Annotated in this window: 17 protein-coding genes; 10 read left to right on the top strand and 7 right to left on the bottom strand. The window is 64.8% G+C overall.

What is annotated here, in order from left to right:
* Positions 1-113 precede the first annotated feature (113 nt).
* Positions 114-899 carry an ABC transporter ATP-binding protein gene (locus tag IPM18_10120; GenBank protein MBK9119939.1) on the top strand — a complete coding sequence of 262 codons (786 nt, stop codon included), beginning with the start codon at positions 114-116 and terminating at the stop codon, positions 897-899.
* The gene (locus IPM18_10115) at positions 896-3,127 is read left to right on the top strand and encodes a CPBP family intramembrane metalloprotease (protein MBK9119938.1); all 2,232 of its coding nucleotides are present in this window, start codon (positions 896-898) and stop codon (positions 3,125-3,127) included. Before IPM18_10120 ends, IPM18_10115 begins: the two co-directional genes overlap by 4 nt.
* A 17-nt stretch (positions 3,128-3,144) precedes the next feature.
* On the opposite strand, the gene IPM18_10110 is transcribed toward IPM18_10115, so the two are convergent.
* Together IPM18_10110 and IPM18_10105 are read right to left on the bottom strand one after the other, a co-directional pair.
* Entirely contained in the window at positions 3,145-5,016 is a 1,872-nt protein-coding gene (locus IPM18_10110) for a Na+/H+ antiporter NhaC family protein (GenBank protein MBK9119937.1), read from the bottom strand.
* Positions 5,017-5,097: 81 nt separating this feature from the next.
* Complete coding sequence (locus tag IPM18_10105) at positions 5,098-5,520, bottom strand: YjbQ family protein (GenBank protein MBK9119936.1); 423 nt, start codon at positions 5,518-5,520, stop codon at positions 5,098-5,100.
* A gap of 241 nt (positions 5,521-5,761) precedes the next feature.
* Here IPM18_10105 and IPM18_10100 point away from each other — a divergent pair, with 241 nt between their 5' ends.
* The 3 genes from IPM18_10100 (at position 5,762) to IPM18_10090 (ending at position 10,369) form a co-directional block, all read left to right on the top strand.
* A complete protein-coding gene (locus IPM18_10100; GenBank protein MBK9119935.1) occupies positions 5,762-6,913 on the top strand; it encodes an acyl-CoA dehydrogenase family protein in 1,152 nt (383 codons plus the stop codon).
* A 215-nt stretch (positions 6,914-7,128) separates the two neighbouring features.
* Positions 7,129-8,355, top strand: coding sequence for a PAS domain-containing protein (locus tag IPM18_10095; GenBank protein MBK9119934.1), 1,227 nt, complete (start codon positions 7,129-7,131; stop codon positions 8,353-8,355).
* Positions 8,273-10,369 carry a PAS domain S-box protein gene (locus tag IPM18_10090; protein MBK9119933.1) on the top strand — a complete coding sequence of 699 codons (2,097 nt, stop codon included), beginning with the start codon at positions 8,273-8,275 and terminating at the stop codon, positions 10,367-10,369. The genes IPM18_10095 and IPM18_10090 overlap by 83 nt, the downstream gene beginning before the upstream one ends.
* Positions 10,370-10,425: 56 nt before the next feature.
* On the opposite strand, the gene IPM18_10085 is transcribed toward IPM18_10090, so the two are convergent.
* Positions 10,426-13,446: a hypothetical protein gene (locus IPM18_10085; GenBank protein MBK9119932.1), complete on the bottom strand. Its 3,021-nt coding sequence runs from the start codon at positions 13,444-13,446 to the stop codon at positions 10,426-10,428.
* Between the two features lie 208 nt (positions 13,447-13,654).
* Here IPM18_10085 and IPM18_10080 point away from each other — a divergent pair, with 208 nt between their 5' ends.
* The 5 genes from IPM18_10080 (at position 13,655) to IPM18_10060 (ending at position 20,040) form a co-directional block, all read left to right on the top strand.
* Positions 13,655-14,563, top strand: coding sequence for a DUF58 domain-containing protein (locus tag IPM18_10080; GenBank protein ID MBK9119931.1), 909 nt, complete (start codon positions 13,655-13,657; stop codon positions 14,561-14,563).
* Positions 14,564-14,707: 144 nt separating this feature from the next.
* Positions 14,708-16,741, top strand: coding sequence for a BatA and WFA domain-containing protein (locus IPM18_10075; GenBank protein ID MBK9119930.1), 2,034 nt, complete (start codon positions 14,708-14,710; stop codon positions 16,739-16,741).
* A gap of 74 nt (positions 16,742-16,815) precedes the next feature.
* Positions 16,816-17,085, top strand: coding sequence for a hypothetical protein (locus tag IPM18_10070; protein MBK9119929.1), 270 nt, complete (start codon positions 16,816-16,818; stop codon positions 17,083-17,085).
* A 219-nt stretch (positions 17,086-17,304) separates the two neighbouring features.
* Positions 17,305-17,661 (top strand): PilZ domain-containing protein, encoded by a 357-nt coding sequence (locus IPM18_10065; GenBank protein ID MBK9119928.1) that lies wholly within the window; start codon positions 17,305-17,307, stop codon positions 17,659-17,661.
* A gap of 243 nt (positions 17,662-17,904) precedes the next feature.
* Positions 17,905-20,040 (top strand): glutamine synthetase III, encoded by a 2,136-nt coding sequence (locus tag IPM18_10060; GenBank protein MBK9119927.1) that lies wholly within the window; start codon positions 17,905-17,907, stop codon positions 20,038-20,040.
* Here the strand turns inward: IPM18_10060 and IPM18_10055 are convergent.
* Genes IPM18_10055 through IPM18_10040 form a run of 4 tightly spaced genes read right to left on the bottom strand, consistent with a single transcriptional unit; the run spans position 20,013 to position 24,664 of the window.
* A complete protein-coding gene (locus tag IPM18_10055) occupies positions 20,013-21,347 on the bottom strand; it encodes a hypothetical protein (protein MBK9119926.1) in 1,335 nt (444 codons plus the stop codon). The two genes, IPM18_10060 and IPM18_10055, sit on opposite strands and share 28 nt — an antisense overlap.
* Before the next feature lie 24 nt (positions 21,348-21,371).
* Positions 21,372-22,418 (bottom strand): NAD(P)-dependent oxidoreductase, encoded by a 1,047-nt coding sequence (locus IPM18_10050; protein MBK9119925.1) that lies wholly within the window; start codon positions 22,416-22,418, stop codon positions 21,372-21,374.
* Positions 22,419-22,433: 15 nt separating this feature from the next.
* Positions 22,434-23,351 carry a class I SAM-dependent methyltransferase gene (locus IPM18_10045; protein MBK9119924.1) on the bottom strand — a complete coding sequence of 306 codons (918 nt, stop codon included), beginning with the start codon at positions 23,349-23,351 and terminating at the stop codon, positions 22,434-22,436.
* On the bottom strand, positions 23,345-24,664 hold the full coding sequence (locus tag IPM18_10040; GenBank protein ID MBK9119923.1) for an ABC transporter ATP-binding protein: 1,320 nt from the start codon (positions 24,662-24,664) through the stop codon (positions 23,345-23,347). The genes IPM18_10045 and IPM18_10040 overlap by 7 nt, the downstream gene beginning before the upstream one ends.
* Positions 24,665-24,667: the final 3 nt, after the last annotated feature.

Below are 24,667 nucleotides of genomic sequence, written 5' to 3'. Positions count from 1 at the left end.
CGCCGCGACCGCGCCGATCCGTTACGCTATGCCCCGCACTGCCCCCCGGAAGGGGCTGTCGGGCGCGACGCCGGCGCGCCGTATTCAAGCGTGCGACGCCGACGGGAACTGCAATGATCCGGGTCGAAGACCTCACCAAAATCTTCCCCAATCCCGACGGTACCGAGAAGGTTGCCGTGAACGGCATTTCGTTCGAAGTCCGCGCCGGCGAGATCTACGGCCTGCTCGGCCCGAACGGGGCCGGCAAAACCACTACGTTGCGGATGATCAGTGGACTGCTGCGGCCGTCCGCGGGCCGGATCTGGATTGCGGACGAGGAAGTCACCTCGTTCCCCGAGCGTGTCAAGAGCCGCATCGGTTACCTGACCGCCAATACCGGCTTGTATGCTCGCCTGACGCCGTATGAGATGCTTGAGTACTTTGCCACGCTGTACAACCTGCCGCGTGCGGTCGCACAAGCGCGCATCGCGCAACTCGTCGACTGGCTCGACATGCGCGATTTCCTGAAGCTGCGTTGCGGTGCGCTCTCCACGGGCCAGAAGCAACGTACCAACATCGCTCGTGCGCTGATCGCGGACCCACCGATTCTCGTCATGGATGAGCCGACCCTGGGACTCGATGTGCTGAGCAACCGGCTCATCCTCGAGTTCATCCAGACCCAGGCGGATGCGGGCAAGGCCATCCTGCTCTCCACCCATGCCCTCGATGAGATCGACAAAATGTGCCGCCGGTTGGGCCTGATTCATACCGGGCGACTGGTGGCGGAAGGCGAGCTCGACGACCTGCGCGCGCAAACCGGCCGGCAGCGCCTCAGCGAAGTTTTCCTGCACCTCGTCGGTGCCGAGGACACCGTACTCGCGGGACCGCTACGCCCTGGGCGCCGGGAGGGCGCCGCATGAACCGCCTGACGCGCATCAATACGATCTGGCGCAAGGAGCTGATTGATACGCTGCGTGATCGGCGCACGCTGATCGCGATGATCCTTGTGCCGATGGTGCTCTACCCGGCCATAATGCTCGGCTCGCTCCAGGCGTTCGAGTTCCAATTCTCACGCCTGAAGCAGCAGACCTACATAATCGCCGTGCCCAGCGAGGAACTGCGCTTGTGGCTCCGCACGTTGCTCGACACGGATACGGCTCGGCACCCGGGCGCAACCGGGCGCACGGCCGAGGAGATCCTCGAAGCGGAGCGGAGCGGCGAATTGGCTCCTGAAGCTGCCGCCGCAGCCGAGCGTGAGCGCAGCGCCGAAGAGGCCGCCCGGGCCGATGTCGCACGACAGCCGCCGCCATACGAAGTTGTGGTCATCCCGGAACCAGAGCGGCTCAAGGCGCTGTTGCGCAATGGTGACCTGCATGTCGGCCTGCTCGCCGACCCTGTGCCGTCCCCGCGACAGGTGCTGCGCACCACGGAAATGACCCTGCTGTTCGACGACAGCGATATCCGCAGCCAGATCGCGGCCACCGGGTTGCAGGGCGTGTTGGCCCGTTACGGGCAGGCCCTGCTGCAGGCGCGGCTCGAGGCCGCCCGGCTCGCACCTTCCTTCATCAAGCCGCTCGAGTTGCGGCAGGAATCCGTTGCTACCGCCGAGAAGGTCGGCGGCTCCATTCTTGGGCAGATCGTACCGCTGATTCTGATCATCATGACGATCACGGGTGCCATCTACCCCGCGATCGACCTGACCGCCGGCGAGCGCGAACGCGGAACGCTCGAAACATTGATGGTGGCTCCGGTTCCGACCCTCGATCTGATTGCGGGCAAGTTCGTCGTCGTAACACTGATTGCCTTGTTGAGCGCCGTGCTGAATCTGCTCTCGATCGGCGGCACGGTCTACCTCGGCGGCCTCGGCGAAGTCCTCAGCCGTGGTGGCAACATCTCCATCCCCCTGCATGTCCTTCCGTTGGTTTTGCTCGTTCTGATTCCGCTCGCGGTGATGTTCAGCGCCGCCTTGCTCGCAGTGTGCAGTTTCGCCCGCAGCTTCAAGGAAGCACAAAACTACGTCATGCCGGTGATGATCGCCGCCCTGATTCCGGCGGTGGTCGGCATCCTGCCAGGCACCGAGCTGAGCGGTCCGCTCCTGATCATGCCGGTTGCCAATGTCGTCATCCTGACCCGCGACCTCTTCATGGACCGTATCGACGTGGTGGCCATGGCGTGGGTCCTCGCCTCGACCCTGCTCTACGCCGGGGCCGCCGTCACCATCGCGGCCAAGCTCTTCGGCCAGGAAGCGGTGCTGTTTGCAGACAGCGGTTCCATCAAGACGATCTTCCAACGGCGCTTCTTCAAACCGCTGGCACAACCGACCGCGGCGCAGGCCATGCTGCTGCTCGCGGTGACTTTCACGCTGAATTTTCTCGTGCAGCAGCAGTTCGCTAAGATCCCCGGCATCGCCGGAACGGCCGCCTTCTTCTGGTGCTTTGCCGCCCTGCTGGTCGTGCTGCTGGTCCTGCTGCCGGTGGGATTCGCGCTCTACACGCGCGTGCGGCTGAGCACGACGTTCTCGCTCGGCGGCGCCCCCCTCGCAGCGTGGGTCGCGGCCCTCTGCTTCGGCTTCTCCACCTGGATCCTGGCCCGGGCCTGGCAGAACTGGCAGCAGCAATGGCTCACGCTGCCGCCCGAGGTCATACGCGAGGCCGAGGTCTTCTTGACCGCGCTCATGGCGCTGCCGCTGCCATTGCTGCTGCTGTTCATGGCTGTTGTTCCCGCCATCACGGAAGAGCTTTTCTTCCGGGGTTACGCGCTCAATGGACTGCGCAGCGGCGTTGGCAAGGTGGCGGCCGTCTTGATCGTGACCGTCGCTTTCGCGATGAATCACCACAGCGCCCACCGGCTTGTCGTGACGGCCGCGCTGGGTCTCCTGTTTGCGCTGCTGGTCCTCCGCTATCACTCGGTCTGGCCGGCTGTGCTGGCGCATCTGCTCCACAACGCGATCAGCTTGCTGCCCTCGCATCCTCAGGGCAAGGAGCTGGTCGAAGCATTCAAGATCCCCATCGATGCCGAAGGGCTTCTGCCGGATTCCTGGGTCGTGGTTGCGGCGGCACTCACCCTCCTCGGAATCGCACTCTGCCTGTTCCCGCGTCACCCGCGAGGCGACTGGCAATCTGCGGCTGTCTTACCCGACGCCACCTGATCCGTACCCCCTTGGCCTCAGTTGCCGCCCGCGACCGGCCGGCCAAACACGCGCAGCCACACCACGAGCACGACCAAGCCCGCCAGCAGGCCGATCCACGGGGACGCGAGGCCGGCCCACCGCAGTCCTTCGCCACAAACCAGCGCTACCCCCGCCACCACGAGCGCATACGGCATCTGGGTCCAGACATGTGCCTCGAGCCGGCATTCACTCGCGAGCGACGACAGTACGGTGGTGTCGCTAATCGGCGAGCAATGATCCCCGAAAACCGCGCCGGCCAGCACCGCACCGACAGTCGCGTGGAACAACGGCAGGGCCTCCGCCGAGGATACATCATTCAATAACCCCGCCGCGGTCGTGATCGCCGTCGGGCACAGGATCCCAAGTGTCCCCCAGGACGTGCCCGTGGCGAACGAAACCAGCGCGGCCGTAATGAAGACCACCGCCGGCAAAGCCCGCACGTCGAAAGAAGCCGCTTGCAGCACTTCCCGCGCCACCTGGCCCAGTTCGAGTTGCTGTACTGCGGCGGACAGCGACCATGCCAGCACGAGTACACAAATCGTCGGCAGCATGCGGGCCATACTCGCTGTCGCCGCATCGATCGTCGTGCTCAGGGCCAGTGCCCCCGTCACCAGCGAAAGCAGCACCGCCAACAACGCGGCAGCCAGCGCTCCGTACAGGATCGCGTTGACCGAATCGCCGTTCGTGACGATCGCGCGCACCCAGGCCACGCCGGTCAGCGCCCTCTCGCCCTCGTCGAGTGCCGCCCAGCCCGTGGCGAACAGCAGCCCGAGCGTCAGCGCAATCAGCAGAAGAATCGGCAGAATCGCCAGCCACATACGCACGGGCGGCACACCCACAGTCGGTTCGGGGGCTCGGCTGCGCACGTGCAGGACGGGAATGGTCGCGGCGTCATCAACCCCTGGCAGGGTCCCATCGGCAGCACCACGCGCTGCATAGCTGGCCCGCTGCTCGGCGGCCAGCATCGGCCCGAAGTCGCGCCCCAGCCATCCGACCAGGAACACGAAGGCAAGCGCCAACAAGGGGTAGAAGCGATACGGAATGCTGTCGATGAAGATGCTGTATGCCAGGCCCCGATCGAGAGTGGCATCGGCCAGAAATGGCGGGCGTACCGTGACGGCTGCCAGGCCGTCGTAAATGTAGCCGACTTCGACCCCGATCCACGTGCCCACCAGCGCGATCGAGGCGACCGGCGCTGCGGTGGAATCCACCAGGTAAGCCAGTTTCTCGCGGCTGATTCCGAGCCGGTCGCACAAGGGGCGCAGTGTCGGTCCGATGATCATCGAGTTGGCGTAGTCGTCGAAGAAGATGATCAGCCCGGAGAACCAGCCCAGCACCTGACCATCCCGTCGGCGCCGCGCATGACGCACGACACGCGCCACCAGTGCCGTCGTGCCGCCGTTCGCTGCAATGATGCCGACCAGCCCGCCGATCGTGAGTGTGAAAACGATGATCTTCGCACGGTCCGGATCGGTTAGCGCCCCGATCAGGAACTCCTCCGTCGCAAGCCGCACCGCCGCCAGCAGTGTGCTGCCACCGCCGGCGTAGGTGGGCGCTGCGGCCAGCATCCAGGCAGCCACGAACAGCCCCATGAACAGGGCCGGAATCACCTGCCGCCCCACCAATGCAAATACAATCGCGACGAGCGGCGGCGCGAAAACCAGCAGGCCGTAGTGTGCGCCGGGTGCGGCCGCCGGGAGTTCCATGCGCAACGGCTGAGTTTCGAGCACCGCGATCGGCTCGTCGTCCACAGCGCCGATCTGGCCGTAAACGGCCGGGATTGCCAGCAGAAGCAGAAGCGCAGCCGGGATGAAGCATCTGCTGATGTGGGCGGCGGTTTGTGGTGGGATTGCAAGCTTCGGCCGCATGGCGGCGGCAAGCTAACGCTGGGGACGGCATGCGTCAAACCACGCTTACGACCCGTGGCTGGCACGGCGCCATGTGGCCCATCAGGTCTCGCCGACGATCTGCACCACGACGTGGCGGTCACGGGGGCGCGTGTCGAAGTCGATCAGCACGATCTGCTGCCAGGTGCCGAGCGTGAGGCGCCCTTCCACGAGTGGTACGGTGATGGATGGACCAACGGCGGCCGCCCGCACATGGGAGTGGCCGTTGTCGTCGTGCCAGGTGGCCTCGTGCACGTAGCGGCCGTCGGCGGGGGCGAGGCGTTCGAAAAACGCCCGGAGGTCATGGTTCAGAAGCCCCGGTTCGGCCTCGGTTGTCGTGATGCCGGCCGTCGAGCCGATCACGAAAACACACACGAGGCCTGCGCGCGCCCCGCTTTCCCGGACAGCCGCGGTCACCTCGGCCGTGATGTCACGCACCTCCGTATTTCCACCGGTATGGAGAGCCAAGGTGTGGGTTAGGACCATATTCTGCGCTCCTCACTTCGGTGGGCGATTGTGACATGGGGGCCCGCACGACGCGCGATTTCGCACATTGGAACGGTTCAGTCGCGCATTTACACCCAGCGGGCACGACACTTGCCATATGCCATGCTACTATGCTTCCGGCAGGTGATGCACTCCCGAGGCCGTGACGTCTGTGACGCTGCTGCTGTGCGAACGGGGGTGCCTTGAACCCCGGCCACCTTTCTCAGCAGGGCTTTCGGCCATGACGACGGTACCCCATATCCTCACCGATGACCACCGCATCCTGATCCAAGCCGTGCGCGATTTCGCGCGCGCCGAACTTATCGAGCGCGACCGGCGGTGGGACGCTGAGGAAAGCTCCTGCTGCGAATGTCTGGACGAGTTCTACCAGATGGGACTGTTTGGTCTACGCATCCCCGAGACATGCGGCGGTCTCGAAATTCCGATGTTGCCCTACGCTCACATCGTCCGTGAGATTGCCTATGCCTCGCCCTCGGTAGCCGTCACCCTCGCTGTACACAGCATGGTGTGTGAGGCCTTGCGCATGTTCGCCTCGGAGCAATTGCGGGACGAGGTTCAGGCCCGCCTCGCCACACCGGGCAACCTCGCGGCCTTCGCCATCAGCGAGGCCGACGCCGGCTCGGATCCGGCGAGTGCGAAAACTCGCGCCGAACCCGTTGCAGACGGCTGGCGGTTGCACGGTTCCAAATTCTGGGTGACGAACGGCATGAGCGGTCGCTGGTTTGTCGTATTAGCCCGCGGCGCGCAGACCGGGACACACCGCGACCTTTCCATGTTTCTGTTGGACGCGCACGAGGACGGCGTCCAGCGCCGCCCCATCAAAGGCAAGCTCGGAATCCGTGGCTCCGAGACCGCCGAGATGCATCTCGACGGCGCTTTCGTGCCGCGCTCGCACCTGCTCGGAGAACATGGCGACGGGATGCGCATCGCACTTGCGGCCCTCGACGGTGGCCGTATTGGTATCGGCGCCCAGGCCGCCGGCATCGGCGAGGCCTGCCTCGACATGATGGCCGCCTATGCCCTCGAGCGCCGCCAGTTCGGACGACCGATCGCGGATTTCCAAGCCATCCAGTGGATGATCGCGGACAGCCGTACGGAGATTCTGGCCGCCCGCCTGCTGGTCGAGCACGCCGCGAGTTGTAAGGATGACGGCCGCCCCTTCACCCAGGAAGCTTCGATGGCCAAGCTTTACGCCAGCGAGGCCGCCAATCGAATCGCTTACCGTGCGGTGCAAGTTCACGGCGGAACCGGGTTTGTGCGGGAGTGTCGCGCGGAACAGCTTTACCGCGACGCCCGCATCACCACGATTTATGAAGGCACGAGCGAGATTCAGCGCTACGTCATCGCGCGTGAACTGCTCGGTGGAAACTGATCGCACGCCGCCGCACCCGCTGTATCCCACCTTTCCATCACAGGGGCGCACGAGAACATACTATCGCCCCTGTTCCTTGCTACCGTCCGATACACCCCGTGCTTCATCCTGCTCCGTGAGCGCGTTTCATCCCAGGTGATGCGCAACCCCTCCCCCGTCGATACTCCCTGTGCGGGGCGCGAAGCTGCTCCAAGCCGCGCTGTGGAGTTCTGGGTGTGACCGTTCTGCGATTGTCCTCCAACCCCTGTAACCGCCTACTGGTTTACACGGCCGGTGCACTGATCGCCTGGACTGGCCTGGTCTGGGGATCGTTTCTCTTTGCTTCCGCACGCGAGCGTGAGCGCGCCATCGATTCCGCCCACCTGCTCGCCGAAGCGCGGCTGACCGAAGACCACGCCAATCGCTGCTGGGCCACCCAGCCCGGCGGGGTTTACATTCCCGTCGACCCTGACTTCGAACAACACCCGATTCTCTCCCGGATGCCGGACTCCAGTGCCATGACGAGCGGGGGGCGTCCACTCACCCTGCTGAATCCCGCCCGCATGACCACCGAAGTGCAGGCCGCGCTGCTAGAGATTCAGGGCAATACTACGCTCCAACCGCACATACGTGCGATCGGACGCCATCAGCCGCTCAGCGCCGCCGAGGACCGCGCCCTGACCCAATTGGAAGGTGGCGGTTCACTAACCTCCGAAATGCTCTGGCGGACCGAAGGCGATGCACTCCTGGTGGTGCGCCCTCTGCGTGCTGAAACGCAGTGCCTCCGCTGCCACCTGGATTGGCAGCCCTCGGGCGATGTGCGCGGCGCGGTTGCCGTCGAGGTCCCCATGGCGCCGCTCTGGGCGCGGGCTGACCAGGAGCGCAGCGCGTTGCTGCTGGCACATGGCGGACTGTACCTCCTCGGCGTCGTCGCCATCGGATTCGGGGCCGGGCACAGCGCGCGGCGGGTGCGCGCGGAACGCGCCGCCCAGGATGCCTTGCATGCCGAGGTGGCGCGCCGGCAACAGCTCGAGCAGATCATCGAGCACAGCCCGGTGGTCGTGTTCCTGTGGCGCAATGAGCCGGGCTGGCCCGTCGAATACGTCACGGCCAACGTCGATCAACTGGGCCTCAAGGCGCGCATGTTTCTGGAGGACCACATACCGTTCTGCACGGTGATTCATCCCGAGGATCAGGGCGTTGTGGCGGAGGAAGTGCGATTCTACATGGCCCAGAATGAGGATCACTACCGGCTCGAGTACCGCATCGTCGGAGTCGATGGTCGCACGCGCTGGGTCGAAGAGCAGAGTTGGATGCGGCGGGACGTCCACGGCCATGTCACGCACCTCCAGGGCGTACTCACGGACATCACAGCCCGGCGTGAACTCGAAGCCGTCCAGCGCGGGCTATCTCAGCTTCATCGAGACGCTGCTGGACACCATCCCGAGTGCCATTTTCTATAAGGATTTGCAAGGCCGGTACCTCGGTTTCAACCGCTATTGGACCGACTGGACCGGACTGACACACGACCAGGCGATCGGCCGCTCCGTGCGGGAGCTCTTCCCCCCGGAGAGCGCCGAAATCTATGAGCGCGCCGACGCCGCCCTGCTCTCCGAGGGTGGCCAGCAGACCTACGAAAGCGAATTGCACGCGCCCGATGGAACCCTCCGGAATGTCATCTTTCACATGGCCACATACAACGATGCCGATGGCAAGCTGAACGGCATCGTGGGAGCAGCAACCGACATTACCGAAATCCGGAAGCACGAGCGGGTCCTGCGCCTCACACAGTTCACGGTCGACCACGCGGCCGAGGCGATCTTCTGGATCGCACCAGATGGCCGCTTCATTGCGGTCAACGACGCGGCCAGCACCTCGCTGGGCTACAGCCGTGAGGAGCTGCTGCAGATGCACGTGTGGGATGTGGACCCACACGAACAGGCCGCGGACTGGCCGCGCCGCTGGGACGATCACGTCACCCACGTGGCGCGGCGATTTGAAACGGAGCACCGGAGCAAGCATGGTGAACTGATCCCGGTCGAAGTATCCGTGAACCACGTGCAATATGACGGAATGCCGCTGCAGTGCGCTTTCGCACACAACATCACGGAGCGCAAGCAGGCCGAAACGAACCTCCGCGAAGCCATGAAGATGCTGGTTGAATCGCTGGCCCACGAGAAGCACACGGCCGCTCAACTGACACGCGAACGTGAGCGGGCCGAGAGCGCCACCCGCGCCAAGAGCGAGATTCTCGCGAACATGAGCCATGAGATTCGCACACCCCTCACCGCGATCATCGGCTTTGCCGAAGTACTGGCGGAAGAAGTCACCGGTGGCCCGACATGTGACACGCACACCAACTGCGGGCTCTGTCAGCGCGCCAGCGAGCACCTCCGGACGGTCATCGAGAACGGTCGCCATCTCCTGGCGCTCATCAATGATGTGCTCGATCTCTCCAAGATCGAGGCAGGGCAGTTCCAGATCGAGCGCGTCTGTTGTGACCCGGTCGAGATTGTCCAGGGTGTCACGACGCTCCTTTGTTCCCGGGCGACGGACAAGCAACTGCGGCTCGACGTCGAGTACGCGACACCCGTACCCGAGCGGATCTTCACCGACCCGCTGCGCCTGCGGCAGATTCTCGTGAACCTGGTCGGCAACGCGATCAAATTCACGCAGCACGGATCGGTGCGCATCGTTCTGCAACTGGAAGAGCCGCCCGCCGCCGCAACGGCGACCGCATCTGTGCCACCGGCCCTGCGTTTCGATATCATTGATACCGGCATTGGCATCGCGGCAGAGCAGCAGGCCCGGCTCTTCCAACCCTTCACACAGGCCGACATGTCCACCGCGCGCCGCTTCGGCGGGACCGGCCTCGGCTTGGCCATCAGCCGACACCTGGCGCAGCTCCTCGCGGGCGATGTCACCGTCACGAGCGCGGCGGGAGCAGGCAGCACCTTCACGGTACGCATCGCCACGGGTCCCCTCACTGGCGTCGCTCGTGTTCAGCCGGGCGCAGCAAGCCCGTCGTGCAAGGCGGCGAAAGATGTGGCCGTCCAGCGTGATCCGGTGGTCCGGCTCGACTGCAACGTGCTGCTCGTGGAAGACGGCCCCGACAATCAGCGCCTGATCAGCTTCCTGCTGAAGAAGGCCGGGGCGCGCGTGGTGGTTGCGGAGAATGGGCAGGTCGCGGTCGAGTTGGCGCTTGCCGCCCGTGCCCAGGGACACCCCTTCGACGTGATCCTGATGGATATGCAGATGCCGGTGCTGGACGGTTACAACGCGACGCGGAAACTCCGCTCCGAGGGCTACGACGCCCCCATCATTGCCCTCACGGCGCACGCCATGACCGGCGACCGTGAACGTTGCCTACAAGCCGGCTGCGACGACTTCGCCACCAAGCCGATCGACCGCCGCGCACTATTCGAAACCATGCGAGCTGCGCTCGATGGGAAGCGCGCGAGCTCATCCCTGCGGTGACGCGGCGGCTCCCGACCGTGCCCCCCGCCGCGGTCGGGGGGCACGCCTTCGGCCAACTACGGCAGCAGTTCGAGACCAAGGATCTGCCAAGGATCGAGCAGGAAGCCGACCGTCCCCTGCCCGTTTTCCAACCGCAGAATCAGGCCGATCGAACTCCCCGCCTGCAACGGTGCCCGGGCGGCCGCGCGCCGGATCTTGAGCTGCAAGACGTGCTCTTCGCGCTCCACCACCACCCGCGCCTCGCAACGCTCGGTTCGCGCTACCCGCGGAACCGTGTCATCCCACTCCAGATCGACACGGTGGTAGACATTGTCCCGACCGATGAACCAACCGTCGTTCCGCCAATCCAACGGGGCATACACATGCCGCACCGGCTGCGTAAACCACAGCGCAAGGTAGAGGTGCTCCGTGTCGTAACCCGCCGCGACCCGCGTGTCACTCCACGAGCGCTGCACGCGGCCGATCGGCGCCAGCGTCGCGACGGCCGGGTAGCCCTCCGCGCCAGCGCTGACGGCCGGGATCCGGGGCTGCACCGCAAAGGCCGCGTACGGATCCTTACCGTCCCGGACACCGTTGCCGGTGGTATCGGGCCTGGTCGGATCCGACGAACTGAATGTCCCCGCCATGTACTCGTCGAGATCGCTTAAACCATCCTCGTCCGTGTCGGCCTTCTTCGGATCGGATCCAAATCTCCTCTCATCCATGGGCAGGGTCGCATCGTCATCCGGCAAGCCATCCTCGTCTCGATCATCCACCAGCCGCAACGTACCGAAGCGGAATCGCAGCCAGTTCATCCGATCAGCCCGCCGGCAAAGGAAGGCGTTGCAGTCCCAGTGTTCTCCGTACCGGCCGATATGCACCGTGCCATCCGGATGGTTGAGCCACCAGTCGTGGAATCCGCTCTTCTCGAAGTACGCATCCAACTGATGCCCCCACTCGTGTCCCATCAACCACCCCTGACCGTAGTTCCAGAGTGCGTAGCCACTGTACGCGTACGGGGTGAGCCCACCGCCGCCCACATAGCCCGGATCCTCGGTGCGCGCCGGGTCATAACCGGCCATCGGATGGATGACGACCAGACTGTGATCCACGTCGATCTCCCTCCCGCCGCGCTGCCGACGCACCTGGTTCACCAGTTGCCGACCTTCGGTCGGTGGTACCCAGGCGCCGACGTTTTGCGGCGCGACCTCGTCAATCACCATGATCTCAAATTGCTTGTTCAGCGTGCAGTAGCTGTTGCGCCAATAGAACTCACGATCGACCTCGAGTTCTCGCGCCATCCGCTCGGCGAGCCCCTCGGCCGCGACTTCGACCGTTTCACCCCGTTCGTTCGTCATGCGCGTAAAGACCGCGACGAGTACCGGCATGTCGATCACGTAGCGTTGGCCGGTGGGCGGCGTCGGTGGCAGCAGGTAGGTCAGCAGATCCTCACCCGCCAGAGGCGGCCACGTCACGCAGACGGGTTCTTTCTGGCGCACGAGCACGCGCCCCCCCTCGGCCGACAGCCGGGAGTGATTGAGCGTGACCATCGGTGTACCGTCCACGCGCGTCATCGCCAGCTTCACACCGCCATCCGGCAACCACTCGAACTCCGGCAATGGTTCCACGAAATCGCGCGGCAGGACCACTACGCGATCCTTCTTCGCATCTGCGATGTAGTACTGACCGCCGGGCCCCTCGCACGTCCGCACCTGGTCACTCAGGTCGCGAATGCTGTGCCCGATGAACACCCGCTGCCCATAGCCGTCGAGTGTCAGCACACGCAGCGCGCCGAAATTGCGATAGAACTCGAAGATGCCGGACAGCAGCAGGTAACCCTCGCGATCGAACCGCACGCCGTCCGGATAAGGCAGCCAAGGCCCGTTCGATTCGAATTGCAACTCGTTCGCCACCACGTCGTAGCGGTAGACCACGTACGTGTAGTTCTCCCGATCCGTCACCACGATCTGTCCCGCCTGATTGATCGCGATGCCACGCGGTTGTTTGAACTTTCCGGCCGAGCGTGCATTGGGTTCGTCGTAGCTCGCGATGCCACCCTGTTCGCCGTAGGCCAGCCGCGGCGTCCCATCGGCCGCGAAGACCCGTATCCCCGGCTGGGCGGCATCCGCCACGAAGATCATCCCACCGGGGCCGACCGCAATTCCGCGCCCCAGCATCTCCGGCTCGTGGATAAGTGGTTTCGTACCGACCGGCGCGAGATCCCGCGTCACGCGATAGACCGTCGTGCCATTGCCAACCAGCAGCAACATTTCGGCCGGGGCGTGGTCATCCGCCGGCGCATTCCAGGCGATCGCGACCGGCGCGAGGTCGTCCGGCGCCCCGGGGAGGTCCGTCGCGGCGAGTCGACCCGTGGCAGTACCCTGTGCATCGAACCGCGTGATGACATCCGGACCGCGGCGCAGCGTGTACAGGGCCGTGTCACTGCCGACCAGATCGACGATGCCGCTGTAGTGCCCCGGGGAGGTAATGCCCTCCAGTTCCGCGGCCGTCGCGGGACGCAGCTCGACCCGCGTGAAGGTGTGTGGTCCCCCGCTGGTCTGGATGCCGACGTGGCCCTCGACATGAAAGGAGCGAATGTTCGTCGCAATACGCCTGCCATCGTGGTAGATGTTGAAGCCCAGGCGGGTCGGATCCACCGCGACGGCCAGTTCCTGCTCTACTTCCCCCAGATCGGGGATCGTGGCGTCCGCGTCATAGTTGAACGAGCCACCATGGTCGAACCAGCCCCACAGCACGCGGCCGCCCGGATCGCAGCGCACCATCATGCCGCCATGCTTGCGGTCGGTCTGCGGCAGCGCAAAGAACAGCCCGCCGCCGTTGAAGTTCGAGGTCGGCTTGAAGCGCACCGCAAGGTAGTAGGGACCGGTCGGCTGTGCCATCCGCGCAGCGCCCGCGTCGTAGGTCGCAGCGCTCTGGTGTGCTGCGCCCGATTCGAACTTCCACTGGCCGGCGAAGACCGACCAATCGCGCGTCGCTCGTTCGGGTGCGTCGAAGGAATCGACGAAACCGTAGGCCGGATCGTCTGAAGTCATGGCGGGGTGGCAATGGCGAAGGCGAGCAAGGTCGACAACAACCACATGGGCAGACTCCTCCGGGCAGCGTGAACCGTTTCAGGGCAAGCCGCTATACCGCTACGGCCGCTACATGCCCCCGACAGCGCCCCCCCATCCTCGCGCATCCTTCACCGCCGGTCAATCGCGCCCGGCCCTCCCACCCCGGGGACTGGCCGGCCACCCGCCGCGACGGTACAACCTCTCCAGCCCCCCCCGGGTGAGGATCACCATGATGGCGACACGACCCGCACGCACACGCGAACCGGAGGAGTTGCTCAGCGCCGAGTTCATGACCCGGCTCGAACAGCTTGAAATCCTCTCACGCAAGATCTTCGTCGGTCGCATGAAGGGCGAACGCCGCAGCAAGAAGAAGGGCGAGAGCGTCGAGTTTGCCGACTACCGCAATTACGTCGTCGGCGACGATCTGCGATTTCTCGACTGGAACATCTACGCCCGGCTCGAACGGCTGCTGCTGAAGCTCTTCCAGGAGGAGGAGGATCTCAGCGTTACCGTGCTGTTCGACATCTCGAAGAGCATGGATTGGGGCACGCCCCACAAGGGGCTCTACGTCAAGCGCGTCGCCGCCGCCCTCGCCTACATAGGCCTGGTCAACTACGACCGCGTAAGTCTCTATGGCTACTCCAGCACGCTCGCCCACGAAATGCGCGGCATCCGCGGCCGGCGCCTCGTCTCGCAGGTCATCCAGTTCCTCGATCGAATCGAGTATGGCGGCACATCGGATTTCACCGCCGTCGCGAAACGCTTCGCCAAGCGCGTTACGCACAAGGGCGTCGTCATCGTGCTCGGGGACTTCCTGGACAAGGGCGGCTACGCCGAGGGGCTACGTTTCCTGCTCGGTCGGGATTACGACCTGTACGTCATCCAGACACTTTCACCGGAGGAGGTCGACCCGGGCCTCACCGGTGACCTGCGGCTGCGTGACGTCGAGGACGACGACCTTGCCGAGGTGACAATCAGCGCGGCGCTGCTGAAACGCTACAAGGTGAACCTCCAGTCCTTCTGCCAGGAGCTGAAGGACTACTGCACGCGCCGTGGCATTACCTACCTGTTTACCAGCACGCGCGTCGAGTTCGATGTTCTCGTCATGTCGTACCTGCGCCACCGCGGGCTCATCCGCTGAGTGCGGGCCGCGACCGGTGTGCTCCGGGCACCGCGCGTACCCTGATGACGCGCCTGCACCCGCCATTTACAATGATGGGCGCTGGTCTCGCGGGAAGCCGCCGGCGCCGCGGCGTGGTCCCACCGCCCGGGAGTGGAGTTACGCGTGAACTTCCTGAATCCCTGGTTCGCACTCGCGCTCGCCGGCCTGGTCGTCCCGGCCCTGCTGATCCTCTACTTCCTCAAGCTCCGCCGAAAAGAACTCCTCGTTCCATCCACGCTGCTCTGGCGCCGCGCCGTCCAGGATCTCCAGGTCAACGCCCCCTTTCAGCGCCTGCGACGCAACCTGCTCCTCCTGCTCCAATTGCTCGTGCTGACTGCCGCCCTGCTGGCGCTCGCCCGTCCCATCGTCAAATCTGAGATTCCGACGAGCAGTCGCGTCGTACTGCTCATTGACCGCTCCGCATCCATGAATGCCCTCGAGGACGGTCGCACCCGCCTCGAACTCGCCAAGGAACAGGCCGGTCGCTTCCTGCGTACCCTCAATCAGCGTACTTCCTCCTGGCGCTCCTTCCTGACTTTCGGGGCCGCCCGTGCGGATACCCAAGTCATGATCATCGCCTTTTCCGATCGGGCTCAGGTCATCTCGCCCTTCACCACCAACACTGCCGAACTCGCGGGGCGTATCGCCGACATCGAACCCTCGGACGCCCCCACTGACCTCGCCGAGGCCCTGACCCTCGCCGAGGCGTTCCTCGCCCCGCCGACGCGCTTGACCCCGGGGATGGAGGATGCCCCCGCCGCCGGCCTGCCGATCCCCGCGGATGACCCTGCCACGCTCGTGTTGTTCTCCGATGGGCGCATTCCGCGCCTGGCGGACCTACCGGCCCGGGCAGCGGCCCTGCAACTGGTGCGGGTGGGCAGTGCGACCGATAACGTGGGTATCATTGCGCTACGCTCCCAGCGGAATTACGAGCGCCCGGAACAGCTCAACGTCTTCCTCACCGTGCGGAACTTCGGGCCCGAGACCGTCACTACTGACGTCTCCATCCTGATTGACGGACTCCTGCAATCGGCCCGCGCAGTCACGCTCGGCCCGGCTGCTTACAATCAACCGGATGGAACGCCACGCGAATCCGGCGATGGCGCCACCCGCTCGCTCACCTTTGACCTCGTACTTGATCGCGGTGCCGTACTTGAAGCCCGGCTGTCGCGCGCTGATGCCCTCGCGGCGGACAATGTGGCCTACGTGGCCGTTCCGCCGCCGAGGCGCCAGAGTGTCCTGGTGGTCACGGACGGCAAGTACCCCTTCCTCGACTGGATCATCAAGGGTTTGCCGCTCCAGGAGTACCCTTTCTACACCCCGGAACGGTACGAGGCCTTTCGGGCGGACCACGAAGTTGATGGGGTCTCCCGGTACGATGTGGTCATCTTCGACCGTTATGCCCCTGAACAGCTACCCCTCGGCAATTACATGTTCCTCGGCATCCTGCCTAAGTTCGCCGAACTCACCGCAACCGGGACTTCCGGCCCGCAGCCGCTGATCTGGTGGGATGAGACACACCCCATTCTGCGCTACGTGTCACTGGACTTTCTCACCGTGGACGAGGCCATCCTGACGGATCTGCCCGCCGGGGCCCAGGTCCTGATCGAAGGCCGCTCCGGGCCGGTGCTCTTCCGCTATGCCCGCGAAGGCCGCCAGATGCTGGTCCTGACCTTCCCGGTTGAACGCAGCCGCTGGTGGCGTACGCTTGCCTTCGGCACATTCATGTACAACGCCATCCGGTTTCTCGGTGGTGGCGAGGCCGACGCTACCGGCCCGGTCCGCCCCGGTGACACCCTTCGGATTCCCATGCCGCCGGATGCCACCACCGTGCAGCTCATTCGGCCGGACGGCGGGCGCGTGACCCTGCGGGAGAACACCTTCGGTGCGGCCTACTTCAATGGCACGGACCGCGTCGGGCTGTATCGAGTCGAAGGGGGCCTGCCGGGCCGGGACACCTTCGCAGTAAATCTCGAAGATGAATGGGAAAGCGACATCAGACCGTTGGCAGCCGGTGATGTGAGCGCTGCCGTACCGATCCAGCAGATTGCCGGGATCGAGGCCGCCACGCCCGAGGTGTGGCGCTGGTTCGTGGGTCTCGCGCTCGTTTTGCTGCTCATCGAGTGGTGGATTTACAACCGGCGTGTGATGATCTAAGCTGAATCTTCATGGAGAGCCGTTACCGTTCTCGGACCGGCCACGACCCGATGTTCCCAAGCAGGTGATCACGGATGAAGCTTGAGGATCTGAAGCCCGGCCAGCGGATCCGCATCCAGCAGACCATCGATCGTCGGGAAGGCGACTGGCAACACGCCATCGAAGGCGTCGTCCAGAAGGTGGAAATGCGGACCACGGGAAGCTGGTTTGCACACGCGAAGCACAACCGGTTCTGGCTGCGGCGTATCACACTGCGAAAGGACAATGGCGAGCTCACCGTCCTCGCGCTCGATCCACACGCCACGCTTGAACTCATCCGCGATACCACCACAGCCCATAACTGACACGAAGTACTCGGCCGCTACAAGCGGCAGCCCGTGGCATTCATCACCGGGACGGCGTGCTTTCCGGCACTGGCACGTTACCCCGCCGCCCTACTGATTCCCACGCCTGTTCTGCGCCGATAGAAACCGGTGTGGACTTGGCGATCTCAGCCGGGTCCACGCTGGTGCGAACCCCTTTGAACGCAGCCCGACGTCGGCACTCATCTGGCGGAGATCGCCATGCTCCCGCACGCTGCCTCCACTGCGTCTTATTCACCGTCCCAGCACGGCGAGCCGCGCCATGAGCTGCGCCGTGAGACACGCGTTCCATTCCGTGTGCCGTGCCGCGTCCACCTGGTCGAGCCGAAGTCCGGCTACGTGCGCACCGTACTGGGGGAGACCCTCAACATTTCCCGGCGCGGCATCTCGCTGCAGCTCAGTGTCAACCCCCCGGTCGGCACCTGGGTTGAGACGCTGGTGCCCCACGCCCACGGCGACCCCGTCTTCGTGTGCGGAACGGTCGTTCACAGCCGGCGTACGCTGGCACATGGCTTTGAGATCGGAGTGCGGACGGCCCAAGCCCCCGCCTTCCAGTAGGTATACCCGCCCCGGGTCGGGCGGCACAGCCGGTTAGCCGGGCGGGGTGGTAAGATTCTGCTTGTCCCGGTTGGACTGAAACGCTACTTTGTCACGCTTTGATTCCGGGGCGGGAACCGGTTCGCGGGTCGACTCCGCATGCTGCAGCAAGTGTCTGCACCCCGGTGTTGTTGCAGGCGTCCATGAGGCGCAGCGCCGGTCGAGCGCTGCGTCGGGCAATCGCCCTAGACAAGAGGCCCTCTGATGAGTGCAGAGAACGGATCAGGAAGCGTTTTTTCCGAAACGTACGGTATCCTCACCTTCGCCGGCGACACACTACGGCAACGCCTTCCCGAGGATGTCTGCGAACGCCTCCTCCGCACGATGCGGCGCGGACTGCCCCTCGATCCGGCCATCGCGGACGTGGTTGCGGCCGCGATGAAGGCCTGGGCCCTCGAACACGGCGCCACGCACTACACCCACTGGTTCCAGCCACTTACCGGCTCGACGGCCGAGAAGCACGACGCGTTCCTGTCCCTCACCGGCGACGGCCGGGCCATCGAACGCTTCTCGCCGGAGCAGCTGATTCAAGGCGAGCCGGACGCGAGCTCGTTCCCTTCGGGCGGCATCCGCGAAACTTTTGAAGCCCGCGGCTACACCGCCTGGGATGCCACCAGTCCGGCCTTCATCTTCAAAACGCCGGATTCCGCCACGTTGTGTATCCCGACGGCCTTCGTATCGTGGACCGGAGAGGCCCTCGACAAGAAGACCCCCCTGCTCCGCTCGACCCAGGCGATCAGCGAGCAGGCCCTACGGATCCTGCGCATCTTCGGTACGGACGCGGGGGTCTCGCAGGTGATCACTACGCTCGGTTGCGAGCAGGAGTACTTTCTCGTCGATCGCAGCTTTTTCGAGCGACGTGAAGACCTACGGCTCTGCGGCCGCACCATCCTCGGGACCCCGGCCCCGAAGGGCCACCAGCTCGACGATCACTATTTCGGAGCGATCCCCGAGCGGGTGATGGCCTTCATGACGGAGGTCGAACGGCGGCTGTATGAACTGGGCGTGCCGATCAAGACACGGCACAACGAAGTTGCCCCCGGCCAGTACGAAATCGCCCCCACTTTCGAGAACGCCAACGTCGCCTGCGACCATCAGATGCTGGTCATGCAGGTTCTGAAGTCGGCGGCCGAACATCACGGCTTCGTCTGCCTGTTGCATGAGAAGCCCTTCGCGGGTGTGAATGGCTCGGGCAAGCACAACAACTGGTCCCTCGCGACGGACACCGGTGTCAACCTGCTCGACCCACAGGACGAAACGCACACGAACATGCAGTTCCTGGTGTTCCTGTGCGCCGTGATCCGGGCAGTGGACCTGCATGCCGATCTGCTGCGTGCCAGTATCGCCAGCGCGGGCAATGACCACCGGCTCGGCGCCAACGAAGCCCCGCCCGCGATCATCTCGATCTACCTCGGCGACATGCTCAGCGACATCCTCGAACAGCTCGAACGCGGCGCACCGACTTCGACGAAGAAGGGCGGCGCCCTCGAGCTCGGTGCCCACACCCTGCCGCAGCTGCCCCGGCACAGTGGAGACCGCAACCGCACAAGTCCTTTCGCCTTTACCGGCAACAAGTTTGAGTTCCGCGCGGTCGGATCCAACTCCTCGGTGGCGTGGCCGAATACGATCCTCAACGCGATGGTGGCGGATTCGCTGAAATACATGGCTGACGAGCTGGAAAAGACCGTCGGCACGCATGCTTCGGAGGAACAGCTCCTTGTCGCCGCCAAGAAGCTCCTGCAGGAAGTCGTGCAGAAGCACCGCCGGGTGGTCTTCGACGGCGACAATTACAGTACGCAGTGGCATGTCGAAGCCGAGAAGCGCGGCCTGCCGCACCTGCGTTCGACCGCCGATGCCTTGCCGCTCCTGGGATCTGACAAGGCGATCGCGTTGCTCGAGCAGCACCGTATCCTCTCACGTCGCGAACTCGAAGCACGCGTCGCGGTCCTGATCGAGACTTATAACAACGTCCTCGGGATCGAAGCCCGGACACTCACCTCGATGCTGAATCGGGAAGTGCTGCCCGCGGCCATCCGTTACCAGGCAGAACTCGGTGCGGCTTACGAGGGCGCCAAGGAAGCCGACATCGATGCCGCCGACACGAAGTCGCTGCTCAAGGACGTCACCGAGTGGATCGGCAAGCTGCGCAAGGCCACCAAGGCGGTCCAGAAGGCCGAAGCACACTCCAGTGAGGACAGTGTGGACCACGCGCGGCACAACCGTGACAAACTCGTACCGGCCATGCTGGAAGCGCGAGAAGTATCTGACCAGCTCGAGCAGCTCATCCCCGATGATCTCTGGACGTTGCCACGCTATTCGGAAATGCTGTTCGTTCGCTGAGCGGCACAGGCACGAGGCCTGGACGTTGACAGTCCCTGGGCGGCAGCGCGAACCGATTCCCGGTTTGCGCAGCCGCCCTCCTCCTGTTGGTCACCCGCAAGCGCGGGCGGCGCCCCGACGAGTGTGCGGAACCGTGCGTGGAATACCTCGCGGGATAGTTCCGTCATCCGCGCGCGCACGACGGCGTCACAGGCCGCCGCGTACGCTGCCTCGTCCTCTACCGCCTGTGTCAAGATCGCACGCAGCGCCTCCGGTTCCTGAGAGGGGCAGCAGAATCCAGCGGGGAAACGCTCAAAGAAGCACGGGACCGAGGCGTCCGTCGGTCCGTGAAACAGGACCGGACGCCCGCTCGCGAAGTAGGTACTGAGTTTCGTCGGAAAGCAGAGCTGCACAGCCACCCGGCGGGCCGGATCAAACCAATAAGGTAGATAATTCAGGTCGCACTCGGCGAGCAGGCGGACCGTCTCCGCCACTGGTCGCCACCCCAGCCATTCGATCCGGGTGGCATGCGCAACCTGCAACGGCAGGGCCCCGGCCAGTACACGAATGCGCACTTCGCGCCCGGCGATTGTCCAGTCGGCCGCCTGTAAAGCCGCCAGCAGCCCACGCCATTCGTCCAGCGCGTAGAGACTGCCGCAGAAGCCGATCGTGAGCTGCTTTCGGCCAGCCAATCCCGGAGCGGGATGCTGGTGCATTTCCGGGGCGAGCCCGTGCCGCATGATCAGCGTCTCGACGCCATAAAGCTGCTCGTAGCGTGCCGCCATCGCCTCGCTCATCACCGCACAGCGGTGCGCAGCGCGCAGCGTACGGTCGAATGCCCTCTGCGCACGCTGCCGGCTGAAGCGATCCAGCCGCACATTGAGGCCGACGCTCTCTGGCGGATCCCAGACCGTCGTGACGAGCGGGACCCCCAAATCCGCTGCAACGTACCGGGCCAAGTCGTATACCAGGGGATGATCGAGCACGGCCCAGCAGATTGTGCTGCCGTGACGACGGCCCCAAGCGGACGCCGCACGGCGTACCGGTCGGAGTCCCAGGTGCTCTGCCCAGGCATAGTGCAGCGCGGTGCGCAACGCGCCCCAGCGCCCCGGTCCCCACGGTGCCCCATGCACGAACGGCAACTGCCACCGCTCGCAAGCAAGCCCAGGTGGTTCGATCGACACCCGCGCAGTAGTCGGACTCTCCAGCAGGAAGGCGGCCGCCCGCCCGGCGGGGTACTCCCGCAGCAGGTCGCGCAGAATGATGCCACCGACCTCGTGCGCGCCCGGCACCGAACTCGACAACAGCAGCACGCGGGGCACGGCCATCGGCGAAACTCCTCGCAGCCCTTCTTATTGCCCGGCCGCCCCCGCGAGGACCTCGCTGGCGCAGGCCGGATCGAAGCGCGACACGAATTGCGGAACCACCTGGTCCGGCCGCCCAGTCCGTGGGAGTTCATACACCTTCCGCATCCACTCCGCGGTAAGCTGCAGCCCGGCAACCAGGCCGTAACTGTTGGTGTGGCCAAGGTCACGAATGGACTTGCCGACATCCACCCGCTTCACGCGCGTCGTCAGTATCTCGCTGTCCGCGTAGCGCACCAGTCCGGGATCGGCACCGGTGACCTGCAACACGGCGTTCGAGAGCTCCTCGATTGAGTGCAGGGCGTCGCCGCCGATGTTGTAGGTTTCACCTGGCTTGAAGTTCTCGCTGATGTTCGTGAGTGTCCGTACCGTGTCGGCCAGGTAGGTCGACGTCCGGGCATGCCCGCGAAACACCGTCCACGGCAGGCCGTGCAGTGCGCAGAACAAAAAACGGCTATTGACCGAGCGGTACGGGCTGTAGTACTCCCCTGGCCCGTAGGTATTGAACAGGCGTACCACCACGCTTTCGGTGCCGTACTGGGCCATCGAGTTGCGCACCTGCATCTCGTTCACCCACTTGGTCATCGCGTAGTCGTTGAGCTGCTTCACTTCGTAGTCATCCATGACCGACTCAACCATGACATTCGGCCAGTCGCCATACACCTCCGATGACGAGAAGTGAATCAGCCGAAAACCCAGCCGCTCCTGCAGGCGGATCAAGTTCTTCGTGCCGACCGCGTTCGTGCGCCATAGCGTCTCGTAGAAATCCTCGCCGTTCCAGCGACCGAACTCGGCCGCACAATGGTACACGTACTCAAACGGTCCCATCCGATCGAAGACACGCTCAAGCTGGCGGAACTCGCCGACGTCGCAGCGCGCGTACTGAGGCGCCGTGACGTCCGTTCGCAGACTGAATCCGACCTCGTCCGGCTGATGGTGCAGATCGCAAGAGACGACGTCCCGCCCGCGGCCGCGCAGCTCCTGAATCAGCCCCGCTCCGATCGTTCCCAGACCACCCGTGACGAGCACTCGCATGGATCTCTCCTTCGCTCAATCCGCGGTCGGACGCTTGGTGGCCACGACCCATTGGTGGTCGTGACAGTACGGCATGGGTCGATAGCGCTGCCCACGACGGCAGCGCCAGTGATTCTCCAGCCAGCGACGCCACCACGCGGTAAGGCCAACACCGCCCGCGTGCGGCACAGTTTCCATCCGGCGCACCTCGCAGCCCGCCGCTTGCAGCCGGTCACGCAACGCGGCCCGGCTCAGCACGGCGATGTGACCGACACAATGCAGGTACTCCCACCATTGGCCTGCCAGGCGTGCGGTCCAGCGACTTGGGTCGCCCGTGAATAGCACCAGTACTCCACCCGGTCGGAGCAGCCGCACCATGGCCTGCAACTCCGCCGCGGGGTCGGGCATGTGTTCGAGCGTGTCGATGCATGTCAAGGCATCACAGGGCGGCAGATCGGATCTACGCGCGGGGGTTCCAAGCCGCACATCGAGACCCGCCGCCCGGCAGCGCTGCACGGCCACGGCACCAGGTTCGATCCCAAGCTTGATCCAGCGCGCGGACAACGCCTGGAGCAGCCGCCCGTCCCCACAGCCGATATCACACACGATCCGCCCGGGCGCATACGCCTGCAGCAGGTCATCAATCCGGTGGTAGAGTGCCGTGGGGTGGGCGAGCGCTGTCCAGTAGTCCTCTGGCAGCGCGCCATAGAGCCGCGCGAGCAATTCCGGGTCACGCCGGGCATCACTGGCCCAAATACTGCCGCAGCACGAACAGCGGGCATACTCGAGCGACGGTACCAACGCGCGCAACTCAGCGGAATAGAACGTCTCACCGAGATAACGAGCATCAATCCGTGCATAGGGCCGCAACGGTACGTTGCAGACACCGCAATCCGTGCGTTGGCCCACGAAGGCGCGCGAATCGCGCCAGTCCGCCACCGCTGTGGTCACCATGTTGCCACCTCCACCGGCACACACCGATCGGATGGGGCGCGCGGGACGGCGCCCCCGGCAGGTTCGGTCATCCACTCCAGCGGTAGCGCCACCGGGCACGGACTGCGAACACCGAGTTGGGCCAGCAACGAGTGACTGTCCACGACCTCGAATTGCACGCAACGTTGGCGGTAGTCATACGTTCGATCACGGCGCGGATCATTGATGCCGGCCGACACCACGTAGCGCCCCGCTGCGAGCAGCCCAGCGGGAATCTGAACGATCCCCTCGTACTCGCCGGCCGGTCTGGGGCGCTCCAGCGCCGCCACCGCGCGCGTGTCGCACGACCACAGGACGTCCACGCCGGAAGCTGTACTGATGAGAACGGCGACGTATGCGCCCAGTGGCCAGTCCCGCACTTGATATCTCAAACGCAGCGATCCGCCACGGGCCGCATCCAGCAGCTCGGTCGCCTGGTTGTTCGGGCCGCGCACCTCCACAGCGACGATCTCCGCCTGGCGAGCTGCGTCGGGTGTGAAGGTCGCGCACCCGGAAAGCGCTGTTCCGCGCGTAAGGTAGCGGTCCATGGCTTCGCCGATCGGTCCGTCGTACTCCACCTGGCCCTGATGCAGAACCACGCCACGCGAACACAAACTGCGCACCGCCGCCATGTTGTGGCTCACGAACAACACCGTGCGGCCGGCCTTGGCCACCCGGCCCATGGTGCCCAGACACTTGGCCTGAAACGCGGCGTCCCCCACCGCCAGGACCTCATCGACGATCAGGATCTCGGGTTGCAAGTGGGCTGCCACTGCAAATGCAAGGCGTACATACATGCCGCTCGAATACCGTTTTACGGGCGTATCGAGGAACCGCTCGATCTCGGCATAAGCCACGATCGCATCGAACTGCCGGTCGATCTCGGCCTTGCGCATACCAAGGATCGCACCATTGAGATACACGTTCTCGCGCCCGGTCAACTCGGGATGGAAACCAGTCCCCACTTCGAGCAGACTGCGGACCTGGCCCCGCAGAGTGATCTCGCCGGTGGTCGGTGTCGTGATTCTTGAGAGGATCTTCAGCAGGGTACTCTTGCCGGCCCCATTGGATCCGATGAGACCCACGACCTCGCCCGGTTGCACATCGAAGCTGACACCGCGCAGAGCCCACAGCGTTTCGGCCGCGGGTGCGTTTTCGCCCAGTGCCCGCCAGCGCCGCCAGGGCGCAGCCGCCAGGTGCAGCAGCGCTTCGCCGAAGTTCCGGCGCAGCGCGGTCCGCGTCCCGATGCGGTAATGCTTCCCGACGTTCTGGACTCGGATCGCGGGCACGCTCATCCT

The organism is Phycisphaerales bacterium (assembly GCA_016716475.1).
Classification (GTDB): domain Bacteria; phylum Planctomycetota; class Phycisphaerae; order UBA1845; family Fen-1342; genus JADJWG01.
The sequence above is the reverse complement of the archived record's forward strand: the minus strand, read 5'-3'. Positions and strand labels throughout refer to the sequence as shown.

What these genes read in the sequence shown, in the direction of transcription:
- IPM18_10105 (MBK9119936.1), bottom strand. Translation starts at nt 5,520, where the DNA reads ATGGTCCTAACCCACACCTTGGCTCTCCATACCGGTGGAAATACGGAG.
- IPM18_10080 (MBK9119931.1), top strand. Translation starts at nt 13,655, where the DNA reads ATGGCGACACGACCCGCACGCACACGCGAACCGGAGGAGTTGCTCAGC.
- IPM18_10045 (MBK9119924.1), bottom strand. Translation starts at nt 23,351, where the DNA reads ATGGTGACCACAGCGGTGGCGGACTGGCGCGATTCGCGCGCCTTCGTG.
- IPM18_10050 (MBK9119925.1), bottom strand. Translation starts at nt 22,418, where the DNA reads ATGCGAGTGCTCGTCACGGGTGGTCTGGGAACGATCGGAGCGGGGCTG.
- IPM18_10065 (MBK9119928.1), top strand. Translation starts at nt 17,305, where the DNA reads ATGCTCCCGCACGCTGCCTCCACTGCGTCTTATTCACCGTCCCAGCAC.
- IPM18_10060 (MBK9119927.1), top strand. Translation starts at nt 17,905, where the DNA reads ATGAGTGCAGAGAACGGATCAGGAAGCGTTTTTTCCGAAACGTACGGT.
- IPM18_10115 (MBK9119938.1), top strand. Translation starts at nt 896, where the DNA reads ATGAACCGCCTGACGCGCATCAATACGATCTGGCGCAAGGAGCTGATT.
- IPM18_10070 (MBK9119929.1), top strand. Translation starts at nt 16,816, where the DNA reads ATGAAGCTTGAGGATCTGAAGCCCGGCCAGCGGATCCGCATCCAGCAG.
- IPM18_10055 (MBK9119926.1), bottom strand. Translation starts at nt 21,347, where the DNA reads ATGGCCGTGCCCCGCGTGCTGCTGTTGTCGAGTTCGGTGCCGGGCGCG.
- IPM18_10040 (MBK9119923.1), bottom strand. Translation starts at nt 24,664, where the DNA reads ATGAGCGTGCCCGCGATCCGAGTCCAGAACGTCGGGAAGCATTACCGC.
- IPM18_10100 (MBK9119935.1), top strand. Translation starts at nt 5,762, where the DNA reads ATGACGACGGTACCCCATATCCTCACCGATGACCACCGCATCCTGATC.
- IPM18_10110 (MBK9119937.1), bottom strand. Translation starts at nt 5,016, where the DNA reads ATGCGGCCGAAGCTTGCAATCCCACCACAAACCGCCGCCCACATCAGC.
- IPM18_10120 (MBK9119939.1), top strand. Translation starts at nt 114, where the DNA reads ATGATCCGGGTCGAAGACCTCACCAAAATCTTCCCCAATCCCGACGGT.